The sequence below is a fragment of the Staphylococcus sp. FSL W8-1270 genome, assembly GCF_038007165.1.
Classification (GTDB): domain Bacteria; phylum Bacillota; class Bacilli; order Staphylococcales; family Staphylococcaceae; genus Staphylococcus; species Staphylococcus hominis.
Genome location: NZ_JBBOWQ010000001.1, coordinates 1,769,894 through 1,785,926, shown reverse-complemented (window position 1 = coordinate 1,785,926; position 16,033 = coordinate 1,769,894). Strand labels below are relative to the sequence as shown.

At 31.6% G+C, this 16,033-nt stretch carries 17 protein-coding genes and 1 pseudogene; 8 read left to right on the top strand and 10 right to left on the bottom strand.

The features are described 5' to 3' along the window. Positions 1 to 11: 11 nt before the first annotated feature. Positions 12 to 1,076, bottom strand: coding sequence for an NAD(P)/FAD-dependent oxidoreductase (locus NSU06_RS08860; RefSeq protein ID WP_017175863.1), 1,065 nt, complete (start codon positions 1,074 to 1,076; stop codon positions 12 to 14). A 315-nt stretch (positions 1,077 to 1,391) separates the two neighbouring features. Here NSU06_RS08860 and NSU06_RS08855 point away from each other — a divergent pair, with 315 nt between their 5' ends. From NSU06_RS08855 to NSU06_RS08830, 6 genes are all read left to right on the top strand, one after another. Further along, positions 1,392 to 1,637 carry a YuzB family protein gene (locus tag NSU06_RS08855; protein WP_017175862.1) on the top strand — a complete coding sequence of 82 codons (246 nt, stop codon included), beginning with the start codon at positions 1,392 to 1,394 and terminating at the stop codon, positions 1,635 to 1,637. 12 nt (positions 1,638 to 1,649) lie between these two features. Then, positions 1,650 to 2,009, top strand: a complete 360-nt coding sequence (locus tag NSU06_RS08850) for a HesB/IscA family protein (RefSeq protein ID WP_002448110.1) — start codon at positions 1,650 to 1,652, stop codon at positions 2,007 to 2,009. Between the two features lie 328 nt (positions 2,010 to 2,337). Continuing rightward, positions 2,338 to 3,546, top strand: a complete 1,209-nt coding sequence (locus tag NSU06_RS08845) for an NAD(P)/FAD-dependent oxidoreductase (RefSeq protein WP_017175861.1) — start codon at positions 2,338 to 2,340, stop codon at positions 3,544 to 3,546. 99 nt (positions 3,547 to 3,645) lie between these two features. Further along, entirely contained in the window at positions 3,646 to 5,124 is a 1,479-nt protein-coding gene (locus NSU06_RS08840) for a M17 family metallopeptidase (protein ID WP_079335426.1), read from the top strand. A 204-nt stretch (positions 5,125 to 5,328) separates the two neighbouring features. Beyond that, positions 5,329 to 6,648, top strand: a complete 1,320-nt coding sequence (locus NSU06_RS08835; RefSeq protein ID WP_002455553.1) for a Na+/H+ antiporter family protein — start codon at positions 5,329 to 5,331, stop codon at positions 6,646 to 6,648. 18 nt (positions 6,649 to 6,666) lie between these two features. Further along, positions 6,667 to 7,041 (top strand): PaaI family thioesterase, encoded by a 375-nt coding sequence (locus tag NSU06_RS08830; protein ID WP_017175858.1) that lies wholly within the window; start codon positions 6,667 to 6,669, stop codon positions 7,039 to 7,041. Between the two features lie 57 nt (positions 7,042 to 7,098). Here NSU06_RS08830 and NSU06_RS08825 read toward each other — a convergent pair. The 9 genes and pseudogenes from NSU06_RS08825 to kapB form a co-directional block, all read right to left on the bottom strand. After that, positions 7,099 to 8,259 (bottom strand): annotated as a pseudogene (locus NSU06_RS08825) (NAD(P)-binding domain-containing protein). Between the two features lie 109 nt (positions 8,260 to 8,368). Continuing rightward, positions 8,369 to 8,725, bottom strand: a complete 357-nt coding sequence (locus NSU06_RS08820; RefSeq protein WP_017175855.1) for a Na+/H+ antiporter subunit G1 — start codon at positions 8,723 to 8,725, stop codon at positions 8,369 to 8,371. Next, positions 8,703 to 8,993: a Na(+)/H(+) antiporter subunit F1 gene (locus tag NSU06_RS08815; protein ID WP_017175854.1), complete on the bottom strand. Its 291-nt coding sequence runs from the start codon at positions 8,991 to 8,993 to the stop codon at positions 8,703 to 8,705. The genes NSU06_RS08820 and NSU06_RS08815 overlap by 23 nt, the downstream gene beginning before the upstream one ends. Beyond that, positions 8,993 to 9,472: a Na+/H+ antiporter subunit E gene (locus NSU06_RS08810; protein ID WP_017175853.1), complete on the bottom strand. Its 480-nt coding sequence runs from the start codon at positions 9,470 to 9,472 to the stop codon at positions 8,993 to 8,995. Before NSU06_RS08810 ends, NSU06_RS08815 begins: the two co-directional genes overlap by 1 nt. After that, positions 9,472 to 10,971, bottom strand: coding sequence for a Na+/H+ antiporter subunit D (locus NSU06_RS08805; RefSeq protein WP_049382057.1), 1,500 nt, complete (start codon positions 10,969 to 10,971; stop codon positions 9,472 to 9,474). Before NSU06_RS08805 ends, NSU06_RS08810 begins: the two co-directional genes overlap by 1 nt. Next, positions 10,958 to 11,305 carry a Na+/H+ antiporter Mnh1 subunit C gene (gene mnhC1, locus NSU06_RS08800; protein ID WP_002448250.1) on the bottom strand — a complete coding sequence of 116 codons (348 nt, stop codon included), beginning with the start codon at positions 11,303 to 11,305 and terminating at the stop codon, positions 10,958 to 10,960. The genes NSU06_RS08805 and mnhC1 overlap by 14 nt, the downstream gene beginning before the upstream one ends. Beyond that, on the bottom strand, positions 11,305 to 11,733 hold the full coding sequence (locus tag NSU06_RS08795; RefSeq protein ID WP_017175851.1) for a Na(+)/H(+) antiporter subunit B: 429 nt from the start codon (positions 11,731 to 11,733) through the stop codon (positions 11,305 to 11,307). The genes mnhC1 and NSU06_RS08795 overlap by 1 nt, the downstream gene beginning before the upstream one ends. Next, a complete protein-coding gene (locus tag NSU06_RS08790; protein WP_049419834.1) occupies positions 11,726 to 14,128 on the bottom strand; it encodes a Na+/H+ antiporter subunit A in 2,403 nt (800 codons plus the stop codon). The genes NSU06_RS08795 and NSU06_RS08790 overlap by 8 nt, the downstream gene beginning before the upstream one ends. 132 nt (positions 14,129 to 14,260) lie before the next feature. Then, complete coding sequence (gene kapB, locus NSU06_RS08785) at positions 14,261 to 14,641, bottom strand: sporulation phosphorelay system protein KapB (protein WP_002448064.1); 381 nt, start codon at positions 14,639 to 14,641, stop codon at positions 14,261 to 14,263. Between the two features lie 68 nt (positions 14,642 to 14,709). Here kapB and NSU06_RS08780 point away from each other — a divergent pair, with 68 nt between their 5' ends. Beyond that, entirely contained in the window at positions 14,710 to 15,312 is a 603-nt protein-coding gene (locus tag NSU06_RS08780; protein WP_017175849.1) for a peptidylprolyl isomerase, read from the top strand. 227 nt (positions 15,313 to 15,539) lie between these two features. Beyond that, on the top strand, positions 15,540 to 15,923 hold the full coding sequence (ygs, locus tag NSU06_RS08775) for a S1 domain-containing post-transcriptional regulator Ygs (RefSeq protein ID WP_002455545.1): 384 nt from the start codon (positions 15,540 to 15,542) through the stop codon (positions 15,921 to 15,923). The last annotated feature ends 110 nt before the right edge of the window (positions 15,924 to 16,033 follow it).

The following is a 16,033-nucleotide window of genomic DNA, read 5'->3' as shown; positions in this document are numbered from 1 at the left end:
CCCAGTTGTGTTTATCCATTATGATATTTATATAGCCATAAAACACCTGATTTTAATATATGCGCTAAACGTCCTGTAACTGTACGATCCATAATATAGGCAAACCCTTTTTTCTCTCCTAGAGAACCTAAGAAACCTTGAACTTTTAATTCAGGCATTTTTTCAGGAAGTGGTTCATGATTCCATTGTTTTTTTAGTACATCGGCAATTTGATCCCCCTGTACTTCTGCTAATTGAGCACTTGGCGCATGTGGTAAAGCTGCGCAATCTCCAACTACATAAACATTTTTATAAGTCGGTACTTGATGATATTGATTAACGATAACGCGACCACTTTTATTAGTATCAATAGGCAGTTTCCTTACAATTTCAACTGGTTGAATACCTGCTGTCCATACTACAATATCAACAGGCTCTGGTGTACCATTATTATAAATTGTTCCTTGCTCAACTTTATCAATCAATGAATTAGGAACCACGTTTACATTATTTTCGCGGAACCACTTCGCAATATAATTACTTAATTTTTCTGGAAAATTTCTTAATATACGAGGTCCACGATCATATAAAATAATTTCTAAATCTGTGCGACTTTCACGTAGTTCACTTGCTAATTCAATGCCACTCAAGCCAGCTCCTACAATTCCAACACGCGCTCCTTTAGGTAACTCGCTAATACTATGAAACGTTTCACGGGCTTTAGAAAGCGTTTGAATACTATGCGTGTATTCTTTAGCTCCTGGAACATTATGATATTTATCTTCACAACCTAGTCCGATAATCAACTCACTATAATCTACTTTAGTTTGTCCTACCGAAACAATTTGGTTATCTAAGTCGATATCACTTATTTCTCCATAAATTGTATTTACGCGATGTGAATTAGGAAAATTCATTCGCACATCACTATCAGATTTTGTGCCTGCAGCGAGCGCATAGAATTCAGGTTTTAAACCATGAAACGGCATTCGATCTATAAGAGTTAATGTGTATTCTTGAGGAAGAACATCTGGAAGAATGCGCGACATAATACGCATATTACCATACCCTCCACCAAGCAGAACTAAATGTTTCATATTATGTTACCCCTTTACATTAAAATATCAATTGTCTATGTAGTATTAATGTCAGACCTTTATAATGTCAGACTGTATAAATAAAGTATAGGTTCAATAATAAGTGATTCAGCCTATTTTAACGCTTATTTTTCATTTATTGTCCCCTAACAAATAAATGAAAGATTAATATAATTTTATTATATATGTTTTTAATAATAACGACAAACGAATGTAAAATGTTATTGCAAAATACAATTAGTTAAAAACCATAGCAATGCAACATATAAAGAGATTTGTTATAATAATATAATTAAATTAAAAAGAAGGTGAAGTATGTTTCCATTAGTCGAATTCTGTATATCGAATATGGCCAAAGGCGGAGACTACGTTTACGATAAACTCGAAAGTGATCCTGAGGTAGATGTGTTAGAATATGGATGTCTCAATAATTGTGGTTTATGTTCTTCTGGGTTATATGCATTGGTAGATGGAGAAGTCATAGAAGGGGATACACCTGAAGATTTGTTAAACAATATTTATAAACACATAGAAGAAAATGATTTTACAAACTTATTATAGGAGTGATTAGAAATGCCAACAGTAACACTTACTGAAGCAGCAGCTTATGAAGTAAAAGACATGTTGAAAAGTAATCATATGGAAAACGGTTATTTAAAAATTAAAGTGAATGGTGGCGGATGTACAGGTTTAACCTATGGTATGTCTGCAGAAGAAGCTCCAGGATCAAATGATGAAGTATTAGAATATTATGGATTAAAAGTTTTAGTAGATAAAGATGATGCTCCCGTACTGAATGGCACTAAAATTGATTTTAAACAATCACTAATGGGTGGTGGATTCCAAATCGACAATCCAAATGCAATTGCATCATGCGGATGTGGCAGTTCTTTTAGAACAGCAAAAGTAGCTGGACATCCTGAAAATTGTTAAGTTTCATATTTTTAAGTTAATACAATATAGTAATAATAAATTTAAATAATCGTTCTGTTGTTGCTTGAAAATATGATATAAAAACTATAAAATTGGAAGTGGATTAAATTTTGTCTTTTTTGTGAATAAATGTTCACAAAAATGGATATAAAAGTGTTGACTAAGACTATAAATGGGGATGAACAAATAGGTTAAGTTCAAAGTTTTTCGAAACAATTAGTATTTTTACAATACTATTGTATTATAAAAATACTACGTTTCAACATGTTCTGAAACTTGTAGCCTTTATCTACATTTAAGAAAAAATACGAAAGCTTAGGTGAATGAAATGGCACAGAATCGTAAAAAAGTACTTGTATTAGGTGCAGGATATGCAGGTTTACAAGCAGTTACTAAATTACAAAAAGAAGTATCTGCAAATGAAGCAGAAATCACTTTAGTTAACAAAAACAAATATCATTATGAAGCAACTTGGTTACACGAAGCGTCAGCTGGTACTTTAAATTATGAAGATTTAATTTATCCAATTGAAAGTGTAATTGACAAAAATAAAGTCAACTTCATCAATGCAGAAGTAACTAAAATTGATAGAAACGCTAAAAAAGTAGAAACTACTCATGGTATTTTTGAATATGATATTTTAGTTGTTGCTTTAGGATTTGAAAGTGAAACATTCGGTATTAACGGAATGAAAGAACATGCGTTCCAAATTGAAAATATTCATACTGCTCGCGAATTATCTCGTCATATTGAAGATAAATTTGCGAACTACGCTGCATCAAAAGAGAAAGATGAAAATGATTTAGCAATTTTAGTAGGTGGCGCTGGATTTACAGGTATTGAATTCTTAGGTGAATTAACAGACAGAATTCCTGAATTATGTAATAAATATGGTGTAGATCAAAATAAAGTTAAAATTACATGTGTTGAAGCTATGCCTAAAATTTTACCAATGTTCTCAGAAAATCTTGTAAATTATGTAGTTAATTATTTAGAAGAACGTGGCGTTGAATTTAAAATTGGTACGCCAATCGTTGCTTGTAATGAAAAAGGTTTCAAAGTTAAAACAAATGATCAAGAACAACAACTTGAAGCCAATACTGCAGTGTGGGCTGCTGGAGTTCGCGGTAGTCAACTTATGGAAGAATCATTCGAAGGTGTAAAACGTGGTCGTATCGTAACTAAACAAGATTTAACAATCGATGGTCATGATGATATCTTCGTTATTGGTGATGTTTCTGCGTTTATCCCAGCAGGTGAGGAACGTCCATTACCAACTACAGCTCAAATTGCTATGCAACAAGGTGCGCATGTTGCTAAAAATATTGAAAATATCTTAAATGGCCAAGCTACAACTGACTTCGAATATATTGATCGTGGTACAGTTTGTTCTTTAGGTTCACATGATGGTGTAGGTCATGTGTTTGGTAGAGACATTACTGGTAAAAAAGCTGCGTTCATGAAAAAAGTGATTGATACACGTGCTGTATTCAAAATGGGTGGCGTTGGCTTAGCATTTAAAAAAGGTAAATTCTAAGTTAATAAATTAAATATTTAATCATTAAGGAGTGAGACCGAAATCTGTGAAGCAAACTAGATTTCAATATCTCACTCCTTTATTTTAAAGGAGAGTTATATGATACATTTTAATTATAATTCGAATAAAATGACCGACGTTATTATTCTAGGAGTACCCGATCATCTTAATCAAATTGGAAAGATCACGTATCAAAATAGTGACCTTACACAAACTATTGAAAATTACCGACATCGACATATTGTAAGTAGTCAATTAGGAAAAACATCTTCGACTATTTTATACATAAATAATGAACCTAAACGTTTAATTACGGTTGGACTAGGAAATTTGAAAACATTATCTTATGCTTCATTTTTAAAAGTGTTTGGTACACTTTTTCAATATCTAAAAAAAGAACGTGTTACAGAAGCCAATGTTCTTTTTGAGACATTTAATTCAAAACAAATTGACAAAACAAGTATTGCAGAGATTTTTGGATTACAAAGTAGACAATCGATTTATGAATTTAACAACTATAAATCTAACAAATCCACACCATATCAACTGGAATTATATATAGAATCATCTAATAGTGATGAGGATATAAAAAATATAAAAGCAGGATATTTAATTGGTGAATCGGTGAATATAGCACGTGACTTTAGTAATATGCCTCCCAATATACTTACTCCAGAATACTTTGCAAATAAAGTAGCACATCATTTTAAATCGTCTTCTGTTTCAGTAGATATTAAAAATAATGACACATTGTTATCAGAAGGTTTTGGTTTACTACATGCTGTAGGTAAAGGATCCACTCACCCTCCTGTTGTTATTACTTTAACGTATCATGGAACAGATAAAAATGAAGCACCTATTGCATTAGTTGGGAAAGGGATTACATATGATTCTGGTGGTTATAGCATTAAATCTAAAATGGGGATGCAAACAATGAAATTTGATATGTGTGGTGCTGCTAACGTTGTAGGAATGATTGATGCTGCGTCTAAATTATCTTTACCAGTAAATATTGTAGGTGTCATTGTCTCTGCAGAAAATATGATTAGTCAACAGGCTATGAAACCAGATGATGTATATACTGCCTTAAATGGTGAAACAGTAGAAGTTTTAAATAGCGATGCTGAAGGTCGTTTAGTTTTAGGAGACGGCGTATTTTATGCAAATCAATTTCAACCACGTTTAATATGTGATTTTGCTACTCTTACAGGTGCTGCTATAGCGGCATTAGGAGAAGATAAGGCGGCTTTATTTAGTTCGAATGCAGATGAAGATATGAAACACATTTTAGAAAGTGCTAGAGAAGTTGATGAATTCGCTTTTGAATTGCCTATTACTCAAACTGAACAACAATTGATTCGTAATACAGATGTCGCTGATTTAGTGAATCATACAAATGGACAAGGTAAAGCCTTATTTGCTGCAGCTTTCGTTACGCATTTTAGTGGGCAAACGCCACATATTCATTTTGATATTGCAGGTCCTGCGACGATTAATAAAGATAACTATAAAGGTCCTAAAGGTCCGACAGGAAGCATGATAATGACCATAGTGAATTGGTTACGACAATCAAAATAGAATAGATATTAGAAATGAATATACATTCATTTTGAGACAAAATAGATAAATGTCTGAGGTAAATTGATACCTTAGACGTTTATTTTTTTAAAACATTTTTAAAATACTATTATATTAGGCGTTGACAACCGCCTGACTACTTGATATTATTAATCACATAATTATACACTTTAGTTCGGTAGAGTAATAAAGGATGTGAGTATAATGTTTAATGCTGTAGTTATTGCTGTAATATTAATGATTATATTATGTCTCTTAAGGCTGAATGTTATCATTAGTTTATTTATTAGTTCACTTGTAGGTGGTCTAATATCTGGCATGAGTTTAAACAAAGTAATTAGTGTATTCGGTAAAAATATTGTAGATGGTTCGGAAGTGGCATTAAGTTACGCTTTATTAGGGGGCTTTGCAGCACTGATATCGTATAGTGGCATCACAGATTATTTAGTAAATAAAATTATTCGTGCGATTCATACTGAGAATAGTCGCTTATCAAGGATTAAAGTAAAAGTGATTATTATTTTAGTATTACTAGCAATGAGTATTATGAGTCAGAACTTAATTCCAGTACATATTGCATTTATACCAATTGTAATTCCACCATTACTTAGTCTATTTAACGATTTGAAAATTGATAGACGATTAATTGGTTTAGTTATAGGATTTGGTTTATGTTGGCCATATGTTTTACTACCTTATGGCTTTGGACAGATTTTCCACCAAATTATACAAAGCGGATTTCAAAAAGCGCATCATCCTATCGAATTTAATATGATTTGGAAAGCAATGTTAATTCCTTCACTTGGTTATATTGTCGGTTTAGTTATTGGATTGTTTGTTTATCGTAAACCACGTGAATATAAGCAAGAGAGATTGAAAGATAATGGAGAAGAAGTAGCAGAAATTCGGCCATATGTATTAGTTATTACGATTGTTGCTATTTTCGCTACTTTCTTAGTTCAAACATTTACGGATTCAATGATTTTTGGAGCATTAGCTGGAGTGCTGATATTCTTTATTTCTGGTATTTATAAATGGAATGAATTAGATAGTCAATTTGTAGAAGGAATAAAAATAATGTCATTTATTGGTGTCGTTATTTTATCAGCTAACGGTTTTGCCGGTGTCATGAATGCTACTGGTGATATTGAAAAATTAGTTTCTAGTTTAACTGAGATTACAAATGGACATAAATTAATTACTATTATTGCAATGTATATTGTTGGCCTTATTGTTACGTTAGGCATTGGATCATCTTTTGCTACGATTCCAATTATTGCAGCTTTATTTATACCACTAGGTTCATCTCTTGGTTTAGATAATATGGCATTAATTGCTTTAGTAGGAACAGCTGCTGCACTTGGAGATTCTGGTTCACCAGCAAGTGATTCAACACTTGGACCCACAGCAGGTCTTAATGTAGATGGTCAACATGATCACATTAGAGATACATGTATACCTAACTTCCTTTTCTATAATGTTCCATTGATGATTTTTGGTACAATAGCTGCAATGGTATTATAGAAAAAAAGAGGTGACAACATGTCTAATTTACTTGAAACATTTGATATGAAAATCGAAACAGTAGATGAGGGAATAGTTGTAATTTCCATGCCAGTCACTGATAAGGTTAAACAACCCTTTGGCTATCTACATGGTGGTGCAAGTATTGCATTAGGTGAAACAGCTTGTTCATTAGGCGCTGCCCATTTAATTGATACGAAACACTTTATCCCATTAGGTTTAGAAATGAATGCCAATCATATTCACTCAGTAAAAGAGGGACGCGTGATTGCTACCGCTTCTATTATTCATAAAGGTCATACGACACAAGTATGGAATATAGAAATTAAAAGTGATCAAGATAAATTAATTAGTATCATGAGAGGTACAATAGGGATTAAACCATTAAAATAACAAATTATAAAATACTAGCCTGTAGAAAATATTCATCTACGGGCTAGTATTTTATATTTATGATACTTCTCTATGGTGATTTATTCTTTGAAATACGCTATAAATTCTTTGAGCTGCTTCTTTACCTCCCATGATATTTCTAGCAAATGGACCAAGTTCTAAATCAGCTAGTCCACCAGCAACAAATAAATGAGGTAACCATTCTAATTCATGTGTGATTTTTGGAAATCCACAAGATAGGAGGGGGGCATTAGCATTTTGAATTAGAGATTGTATCATGGGTTGCTGCAAAATTGAAGACTTAAATCCAGTTGCTAAAAGTATGTAATCATATGGGATATTTAAATTTTCAGTAATAATTTGATGCGATTTTAAGTCCTTAATCTCTTCTTTATGTATAATAAGTCTTTTATTTTGAACATATTTCTTTAAGCGTAAATATAACTCGTGAGGCATTGAACCTTTATGTCTTTCTTTTAATACTGTTTGAAGTTTTTCTTCATGTGAAGAATAATTTAAAAAGGCCTTCATTTTTTTTGGACCTAGCCCACCAGGATCAGCATCAAAATGTTGAATATCTATATTTTTATTCATCCATAAATGAACGATTTTATTCTTATCTAATTTTAAAAGCTTTAATGTTAAATGAGCAGCTGAAATACCACTTCCAATGACATGAGATGATTGTGAAAATAATTGAGAATTAAAATGATCACTAAATATATGACATACATCTTTAGCTTGAGTAAATGCGGCAGGGACAAAAGGTTCATTATGACATCCTTGTGCTAAAACAACACAATCAGTTTGAATGACAGAATGATGACTTGTTGTAATACTCCATCCTCTTTGATTTTTTTCAATGCGTTGAACATAACTTTGAATATAACTTTGATTTAGATGGTAGTTATGTATTTGAGCATGTGTGTGATCCATAAACATCTCTGTTTGAGATCTTTGATAACGACCAAAAGTTGGATTAATATACTAATTCATTTTTGCAAATTTTTTTAAATGAAATGGGTCAGGATGAATATGATGTACAATAGGTGAACGTAAGTAAGGCATAGCAATTCTATTTGTGCATTTATGAAATTGTTCGCATAAAGAATCATGAGGGTCGATAATTGTAAGATTTTGGATGGACATGCCTACTTCACGTAACTTAATTGCTATAGTGGTTCCTTGTATACCGCCACCAATAATAGTCCAATGCATAATAAAACTCCTTTAAAACGTAATTATTACGATTTATAATAACATAAAACTATCTTTTTCAAAACAAAAAATCGAAGCACTTTAAGAAAGTACCTCGATTTTTATCAAATTATATTTTCTTATTGTTAAATTCATCTTTAAGTTCATCAATTTTTGTATCTTTAGTATAAGGCGTTTTATTATTATATGATGCTTTCATCATTAAATGGCTAGAAAGAGGGCCAGTAATCAAAATGAAAATAATGCCGAATATCAGTTGCATATTGGCGTATCCTTCTGTTCCCATAAAATATAAAAACGTTCCAAATAATAAAAATATAGCACCTAATGTTGCAGATTTACCTGCAGCATGACCGCGTGAATAGACATCTTTTAAACGAATAATACCAATAGCAGTAATTGCACTTATCAATGCACCTAAGATAATGAAAATGATGGCTAAACTAATGATGATTTTTGCTATCACGTTCAATCACCTTACCTTTATCTATAAATTTAGAGAATACTGCTGTACCTAAGAAAGCTAAAATACCAATAAGTAAAATAACTACAAGTAAGTATTGTGAGCCGATAAATACACTATATAATGCAACACACGCCATCAATTGTAAGCCAATAGCGTCTAGTGCAAGGACGCGATCAGGTAAAGTGGGACCTTTAATAATACGAATAAACATTGCTAGCATCGATAATACTACGACAATTAAAGCAATAATAATAATTGTTTTTACCATTAAGCTTCGCCCACCTCTCTCACTACTTTTTCAAGTGATGATTTAATGCTTTCAATTTCTTCTTCTTTTGTACTAAAGTCAATTGAGTGAATGTATATTTTAGTTCTATCATCACTAATACCTAAAACGACAGTTCCTGGTGTTAAAGTGATTAAATTAGATAATAAAACAATTTGCCAATCATGTTTTAAATCTGTGTGATAAATAAAGAAACCAGGTTGATTTTTAAGTCTTGGCTGTAACACAATTTTGGATACATCAATATTGGCTTTCATTAATTCTATAAAAAAGACAACAATCAATTTAATGACTTTATAAACTCTTTTTAAATAAAAACTACCAGGCAATACTTTTTTAAATAAGTAAACAAGTCCAATTCCTATTAAAAATCCTAGTAAAAAGTTATTAAATGTATAACTGCCGCTTAAAAACATCCATATAATAGCTAATATAATATTTAACACAAATTGAAGAGCCATTAGTATCTACCTCCTAATACACTTTTAATATAAACATTAGGATCATAGAAAGATTTAGCTGCTTCTGATATAAATGGATAAAGTGCATCAGCAGATAAACCAAATAGTACAGTAATGATAACTGCAATTACTGAAACGATTGTTGCTTGTTTTACATTTACATTGTTATTCATTTTATATCCCTTAGGTTCACCAAAGAAACCATGTAGGAAAATACGAATCACAGAATAGAGTACGATTAAACTTGAAAGTAATACGATAATTGCACTGATATAAAATCCTTTTTCAAAAGCGGCTTTTACAATAAAGTATTTTCCATAAAACCCACTAAATGGGGGAATACCAGCCAAGCTTAAAGCTGCAATAAAGAAAGACCAACCAAGTATAGGATATGTCTTAATTAAACCACCGAATGACTTAAGATTTGATGTTTTGGTAATTTGATACATGACACCAATAATTAAGAAAAGTGCAGTCTTAACTAACATATCGTGAATGGTATAATATATAGCACCCATAATTCCTAATTTACTCATCATAGCAACACCAACGAGTATGACACCTACTGCAATCATAATATTATATAAAATAATTTTTTTAATATCATAATAAGCAATGGCACCAATGGATCCAAATATAATCGTTAATAGTGCTAAGAATAAAATAGTATAGTGAGAAAAACTCATTGTGTTATGGAAGAAAAGACTAAGTGTTCTTAAAATAGCATAGACGCCAACTTTAGTTAATAAAGCACCGAAGAATGCAATGATAGCAAAAGGTGGCGCATAGTATGATCCAGGCAACCAAACATATAATGGAAAAACACCAGCTTTAGTTGCAAACACAAAGATGAACAAAATAAAGACAATACTTAATAATCCTTGATGTGAATGAGATAATTCATTCAGTTTTACGCTAATGTCAGCCATATTTAAAGTGCCGACGATTGAATATAAGATAGCAACAGCAATAACGAAAAATGTCGATGTTACAACATTAATAAGTAAATATTTGACCGTTTCTTGAAGTTGAATACGTGTACCACCTAATACAAGCAATGCATAAGATGACATTAAAAAGACTTCAAAGAATACGAAAAGGTTAAAAATATCTCCAGTAGTGAAAGCACCAATAATACCCACTAACATAAAGACGATTGAAAAATGAAAATAATAACGCTCTCTATCGATTCCGGCAGTTGAAAAAGAATAGATCGTAATGAGCAGAGTAATGATAATACTCGTTACAATCAACATTGCCCCTAACGTATCTAATAAAAAGATAATACCATATGGGGCTGGCCAAGAACCTAATTCTACTTTAAGAGGACCAAATTTACTAACATTAATTAAATTAATCATCGCTACAATCAAAGTTAAAACTAAACCTATCAATGTGACCGCACGCTTTAATGGATAGCGTTGACCCAAAAAGATAAGAATAATAGCGGTAATGATTGGTATAACTAATGTAAGAACAACCATATTAGTTGCTATCATCACTAGGCACTCCTTTCATTTGTTCTATGTTGTCTGTGCCTAATTCTTTATACGTTCTAAAAGCTAAGACTAAGAAAAAAGCAGTAGTTGCAAATGCAATAACAATTGCAGTAAGTATTAATGCATGAGGGATTGGATCTACATAGTGATGAATATCTTTTTCATATATTGGCATTTCACCATGTTTCAATCCTCCCATAGTAATTAAAAATAAATTTGATGCATGTGTAATCAGCGTTGTTCCCATAATAATACGTATTAAACTTTTAGATAAAACGAGATAGACACTGATTGATGTAAGTATGCCACATACAATAATCATAATAATTTCCACTATTCGTTCTCTCCAATCGTTATAATAATAGTCATTACTGTACCAATTACTGCACACATAACGCCAAAGTCGAAGAACATTGGTGTATTCATATGAACAGAGTGTAGAAGTGGTAATGGAATATTAAATTCTGTATGTGTAAAGAAACTTTTTCCGTAAAACCAACTTGCTATAGGCGTACTTACACAGAATAATAAACCAATACCAATTAAGATTTTAAAATCCCAAGGAAAGATTTTACGCATCGTTTTTATATCAAATGCAATCATAATAATGGTTAAAGCGGTTGATAGAAGCAATCCACCAACAAATCCTCCACCTGGTGTGTAATGTCCTGCTAAAAATAAAGTAATACCAAAAAGAGCAATTAAGAAAGCAATAATTACAGCTGAATACTGAAACATTAAATTGTTATTTTGTCTATTCATTGCTTTCCACCTCACTTGTTTTGTTACGTTTACTTCGTAATTTAATCATCGTGTAAACTGCAAGACCTGCAATACCTAATACAGAAGATTCAAATAAGGTATCCATACCACGGAAGTCTACGAGAATAACGTTAACCATATTTTTACCATGTGCTAAGTCATAAACATGTGCCTTGTAATATTCTCCAATAGAAGAAAAATGTCTATTACCATAAGCGATAAGACCTAATATTGTCACTACCAAACCAACACCAATAGAGATGATAGCATTCGTTAATTTAAATGATGTTTTTTCATTATAGCGATTTAAGTTAGGCAAGTGATAGAAACATAATAGAAATAGACCCGTTGAGATAGACTCAACAACAAATTGTGTTAAAGCTAAATCAGGTGCCTTAAAGAAAACAAATAAAACTGATACTGCATAGCCAACAACACTAAGCATAATAATACTAAATAAACGAGATGTTGCTGTAACAACTAAGAACGCTGAGATAGTAAGTATTATGATAATAATCATTTCATAGATGTGAATTGTATTTATATTTTTAAAATTAAAGCTAAACGGTACCCTCACTAATGTGATGAGTGTTAACACAATTAATGTACCAAAAATAAAGACTAAACTATCCCGTACATACCCATTAACATAATAATTAGTTAGAGAAGCGGAATGATTTGGTAACCATTTGCCAGTAGTATCATACCAATAATTTAATTTTAAGTTGTCTGGTTGTGCTTTTAATAAACGAATCCAATAATTGAACGTAAATAATAAGATAATACCTACAATCCAAATCGTTAAAGTAGAGATGAACGCAGGAGTAATACCATGGAACATATGGAATTCTGCATGTACGGTTGATATTCCACTTATGGCTTTAGTAGCTGGTTCGATTATAGAATGTGTTAATAGTCCAGGGAATAGTCCGAAAACAACAACTAGCGTTGCTAGAATTGCTGGTGAAATTAACATTAATAATGATGCTTCATGTGCTTTCTTAGGTAATAAATCAGAATGATATTTACCAAAGAATACATGTAGTACGAATTTAATTGAATATACAAATGTAAATATACTACCTACAATCGCTAAAATTGGAAAAACAATACCTAGAGTATTTAAACTAAATAGAGGCGTGTGTGTAGCTTCTATCATAGCCTCTAAGAATTTTTCTTTTGATAAGAAACCATTAAATGGTGGCACACCTGCCATACTTAATGCTGTAATTACAGTAAGAGTAAAAGAAATTGGCATGATAGTAAGTAAACCGCCCAATTTTTTTACATCACGTGTGCCTGTCACATGATCAATGGCACCTGTAATCATAAATAATGCACCTTTAAAGGTAGCATGGTTAATTAAATGGAAAGCAGCTGCTGTAAAACCAGCGATATATAATTGACTGTCACTACCTTCAAAATGATAACTTATAGCTCCAATACCTAGCATAGACATAATCATTCCCAATTGTGAAACTGTAGAAAATGCTAGAATCCCTTTCAAATCTTGTTGTTTCGTTGCATTTAATGAAGCCCAAAATAGTGTGATTAAGCCTACTAAAGTAATAGTCCATATCCATCCTTCTGATATCGCGAATAATGGGGTTAAACGTGCAACAAGATATAACCCTGCTTTAACCATTGTAGCTGAATGTAAATATGCACTGACAGGAGTAGGTGCCTCCATTGCATCAGGTAACCAAATGTAAAATGGCACTTGTGCAGATTTTGTGAAAGCTGCTAACATAATTAAAACCATTGCAAGTGTAAAGAAAGCACTGTCTTGTATTTGAGATACATGATGGATTAAATAATGTAGACTTAATGATTGTCCTGCAAGTGAAATTAAGATTAATCCACCAAGTAAACTAAGTCCTCCAAATACAGTGATAATCAGTGATTTTTGTGCTCCATATATAGAAGCTTTCTTTTCTCTCCAAAAAGAAATGAGTAAAAAACTTGAGAATGAAGTTAATTCCCAGAATAGATATAAGATAATGATATTATCTGAGAGTACGACGCCTAACATTGCACCCATAAACAGTAATAAATAACAGTAAAAATTCCCTAATCGTTCAGATTTATCTAAATAACCGATTGAATAAAGAACTACTAAACTTCCAATGCCAGTTATAAGCAAACTAAAGAGTATGCTTAAGCCATCAAGATAAATATCAAAATTCATGCCGATATGTGGCATCCAATTGAAAGTTTTTATTACTGTATTACCTGATTGAGTAGTTGAAATATAAGATAAAAAATAAATAAATAAGACAACAGGAACAGGTAATACAAACCATCCTAAATGAATCTTTTTAAAGAAACGATAAAGGATTGGAATAATGAGTGCGAATATTAACGGTAAAAGTACCGCAATATGTATCAAACTCACTATATTTTCCTCCTTCAAAAATTGTTATAAATTTTATTATACATCAATCAATTTATTCTGAAAAACTGTGAAAAGATGTAAAGTCAGCAATTTTACTTATCTTGTTAAATAGGAAGAAAGACGTAAAATGGACTAGAAAAAATTTTGTTTATATTGGATAGAATAGTCTTTTTTTAGACTGTTTAAATTGTCTAATGCCAATTTTGCGTATTCTGTGTGTTGTTGTTTTAATTCGTTTTCCATTTTAGTAATCGCTTGTTGTAAAGAATCTTCATATTTCATCTCTTCTACATTAAAATCTCTCAATTGTGAACGTGTTGCATAACGTTTTTCATAATGGCTTAAAGCACGTCTTTCATGAAAAAAAACACCTTCAGTTTCACCAGGATGATGTAAATCTCCTTGTTTAGGATGTTTAATGACTTGTTCAATTTGTACTAAAACTTGATGATCGCTATCTTCTTTAATCGTTACACCATAAGTACCTGTTTTGTGAGAGAATCGATATAACATGCTATATTACTTCCTTTCAAATATGTTAATATGTATCTATATCATCATAACATGAATGGAGAATTTAAATGACTAACTATCCACAGTTAAATAAAGAAATACAAGATAATGAAATTAAAGTAATTATGCATACAAATAAAGGAGATATGACATTTAAGCTGTTTCCTGAGATTGCTCCAAAAACAGTTGAAAATTTTGTGACACATGCAAAAAATGGATATTATGACGGCATTACATTCCATCGTGTCATTAATGATTTTATGATTCAAGGTGGAGACCCTACTGCTACTGGTATGGGAGGAGAAAGTATTTATGGAGGTTCATTTGAGGATGAGTTTTCATTAGAAGCATTTAATTTATATGGTGCACTTTCAATGGCAAATGCTGGTCCAAATACAAATGGTTCACAATTTTTTGTTGTTCAAATGAAAGAAGTACCAGATACAATGCTTAATCAGCTTGTTGATGGCGGTTGGCCTGAACCAATTGCTAAAGCTTATGCAGAAAAAGGTGGAACACCTTGGTTAGATCAAAAACATACTGTGTTTGGTCAATTAATTGACGGTGAAACTACATTAGAAGATATTGCAAATACTAAAGTAGGGGCACAAGATAAGCCTGTACATGATGTGGTTATTGAATCTATTGATGTAGAAGATAAAAAAGCTTAATTCATCAAAGAAATATCATTAAATAAAAAAAGGTGAGCGTAAACTGTTTTAAATAAGACATTTACGCTCATCTTTTTATATTAAAAACGAACTTTTTAATGTAAATTTATGAAGAAGAAATATAAATTTCTAAAGAAATTAATTTTTTATTAGTTTATCGTTAGTCCAAGTATGGGATTTATGCTATTATTAATATGTTAAGAAAAACGAAATAAGGGGTTATCAAGTTGAATACTCACTATAAAGAAGGTCAGCATATTAAAGTGCGTGTGACTGGAATTCAACCGTATGGCGCTTTTGTTGAGACCCCTGACCATACTGAAGGACTTATCCATATTTCAGAGATTATGGATGATTATGTCCATAATCTAAAAAAATTTCTATCAGAAGGTCAAATTGTAAAAGCTAAAATCCTTTCTATAGACGATGAAGGAAAGCTTAATTTGTCACTTAAAGATAATGATTACTTTAAGAATTATGAACGAAAAAAAGAAAAACAGTCTGTATTAGATGAAATTAAAGAGACAGAAAAGTATGGGTTTCAAACGCTTGAAGAACGCCTACCGGTCTGGATTAAGCAGTCTAAACGTGCAATTCGTAATAATAATTGAATGACTGTCAACACGCTAAAACGTTACTTTTTTAAGTAACGTTTTTTATTATGTCAATATATTGCTAAATTTAAAAAGATGGTTAATGCATATAAGCATAAAAGTAGAGA

Coding starts and splice junctions, on each gene's coding strand:
- NSU06_RS08810 (WP_017175853.1), bottom strand. CDS start 9,472: ATGGCTCTTCAATTTGTGTTAAATATTATATTAGCTATTATATGGATG.
- NSU06_RS08835 (WP_002455553.1), top strand. CDS start 5,329: ATGTTTAATGCTGTAGTTATTGCTGTAATATTAATGATTATATTATGT.
- NSU06_RS08845 (WP_017175861.1), top strand. CDS start 2,338: ATGGCACAGAATCGTAAAAAAGTACTTGTATTAGGTGCAGGATATGCA.
- NSU06_RS08850 (WP_002448110.1), top strand. CDS start 1,650: ATGCCAACAGTAACACTTACTGAAGCAGCAGCTTATGAAGTAAAAGAC.
- NSU06_RS08860 (WP_017175863.1), bottom strand. CDS start 1,076: ATGAAACATTTAGTTCTGCTTGGTGGAGGGTATGGTAATATGCGTATT.
- NSU06_RS08840 (WP_079335426.1), top strand. CDS start 3,646: ATGATACATTTTAATTATAATTCGAATAAAATGACCGACGTTATTATT.
- NSU06_RS08815 (WP_017175854.1), bottom strand. CDS start 8,993: ATGGTAAAAACAATTATTATTATTGCTTTAATTGTCGTAGTATTATCG.
- NSU06_RS08830 (WP_017175858.1), top strand. CDS start 6,667: ATGTCTAATTTACTTGAAACATTTGATATGAAAATCGAAACAGTAGAT.
- NSU06_RS08780 (WP_017175849.1), top strand. CDS start 14,710: ATGACTAACTATCCACAGTTAAATAAAGAAATACAAGATAATGAAATT.
- NSU06_RS08805 (WP_049382057.1), bottom strand. CDS start 10,971: ATGATAGCAACTAATATGGTTGTTCTTACATTAGTTATACCAATCATT.
- NSU06_RS08855 (WP_017175862.1), top strand. CDS start 1,392: ATGTTTCCATTAGTCGAATTCTGTATATCGAATATGGCCAAAGGCGGA.
- kapB (WP_002448064.1), bottom strand. CDS start 14,641: ATGTTATATCGATTCTCTCACAAAACAGGTACTTATGGTGTAACGATT.
- NSU06_RS08795 (WP_017175851.1), bottom strand. CDS start 11,733: ATGAATAGACAAAATAACAATTTAATGTTTCAGTATTCAGCTGTAATT.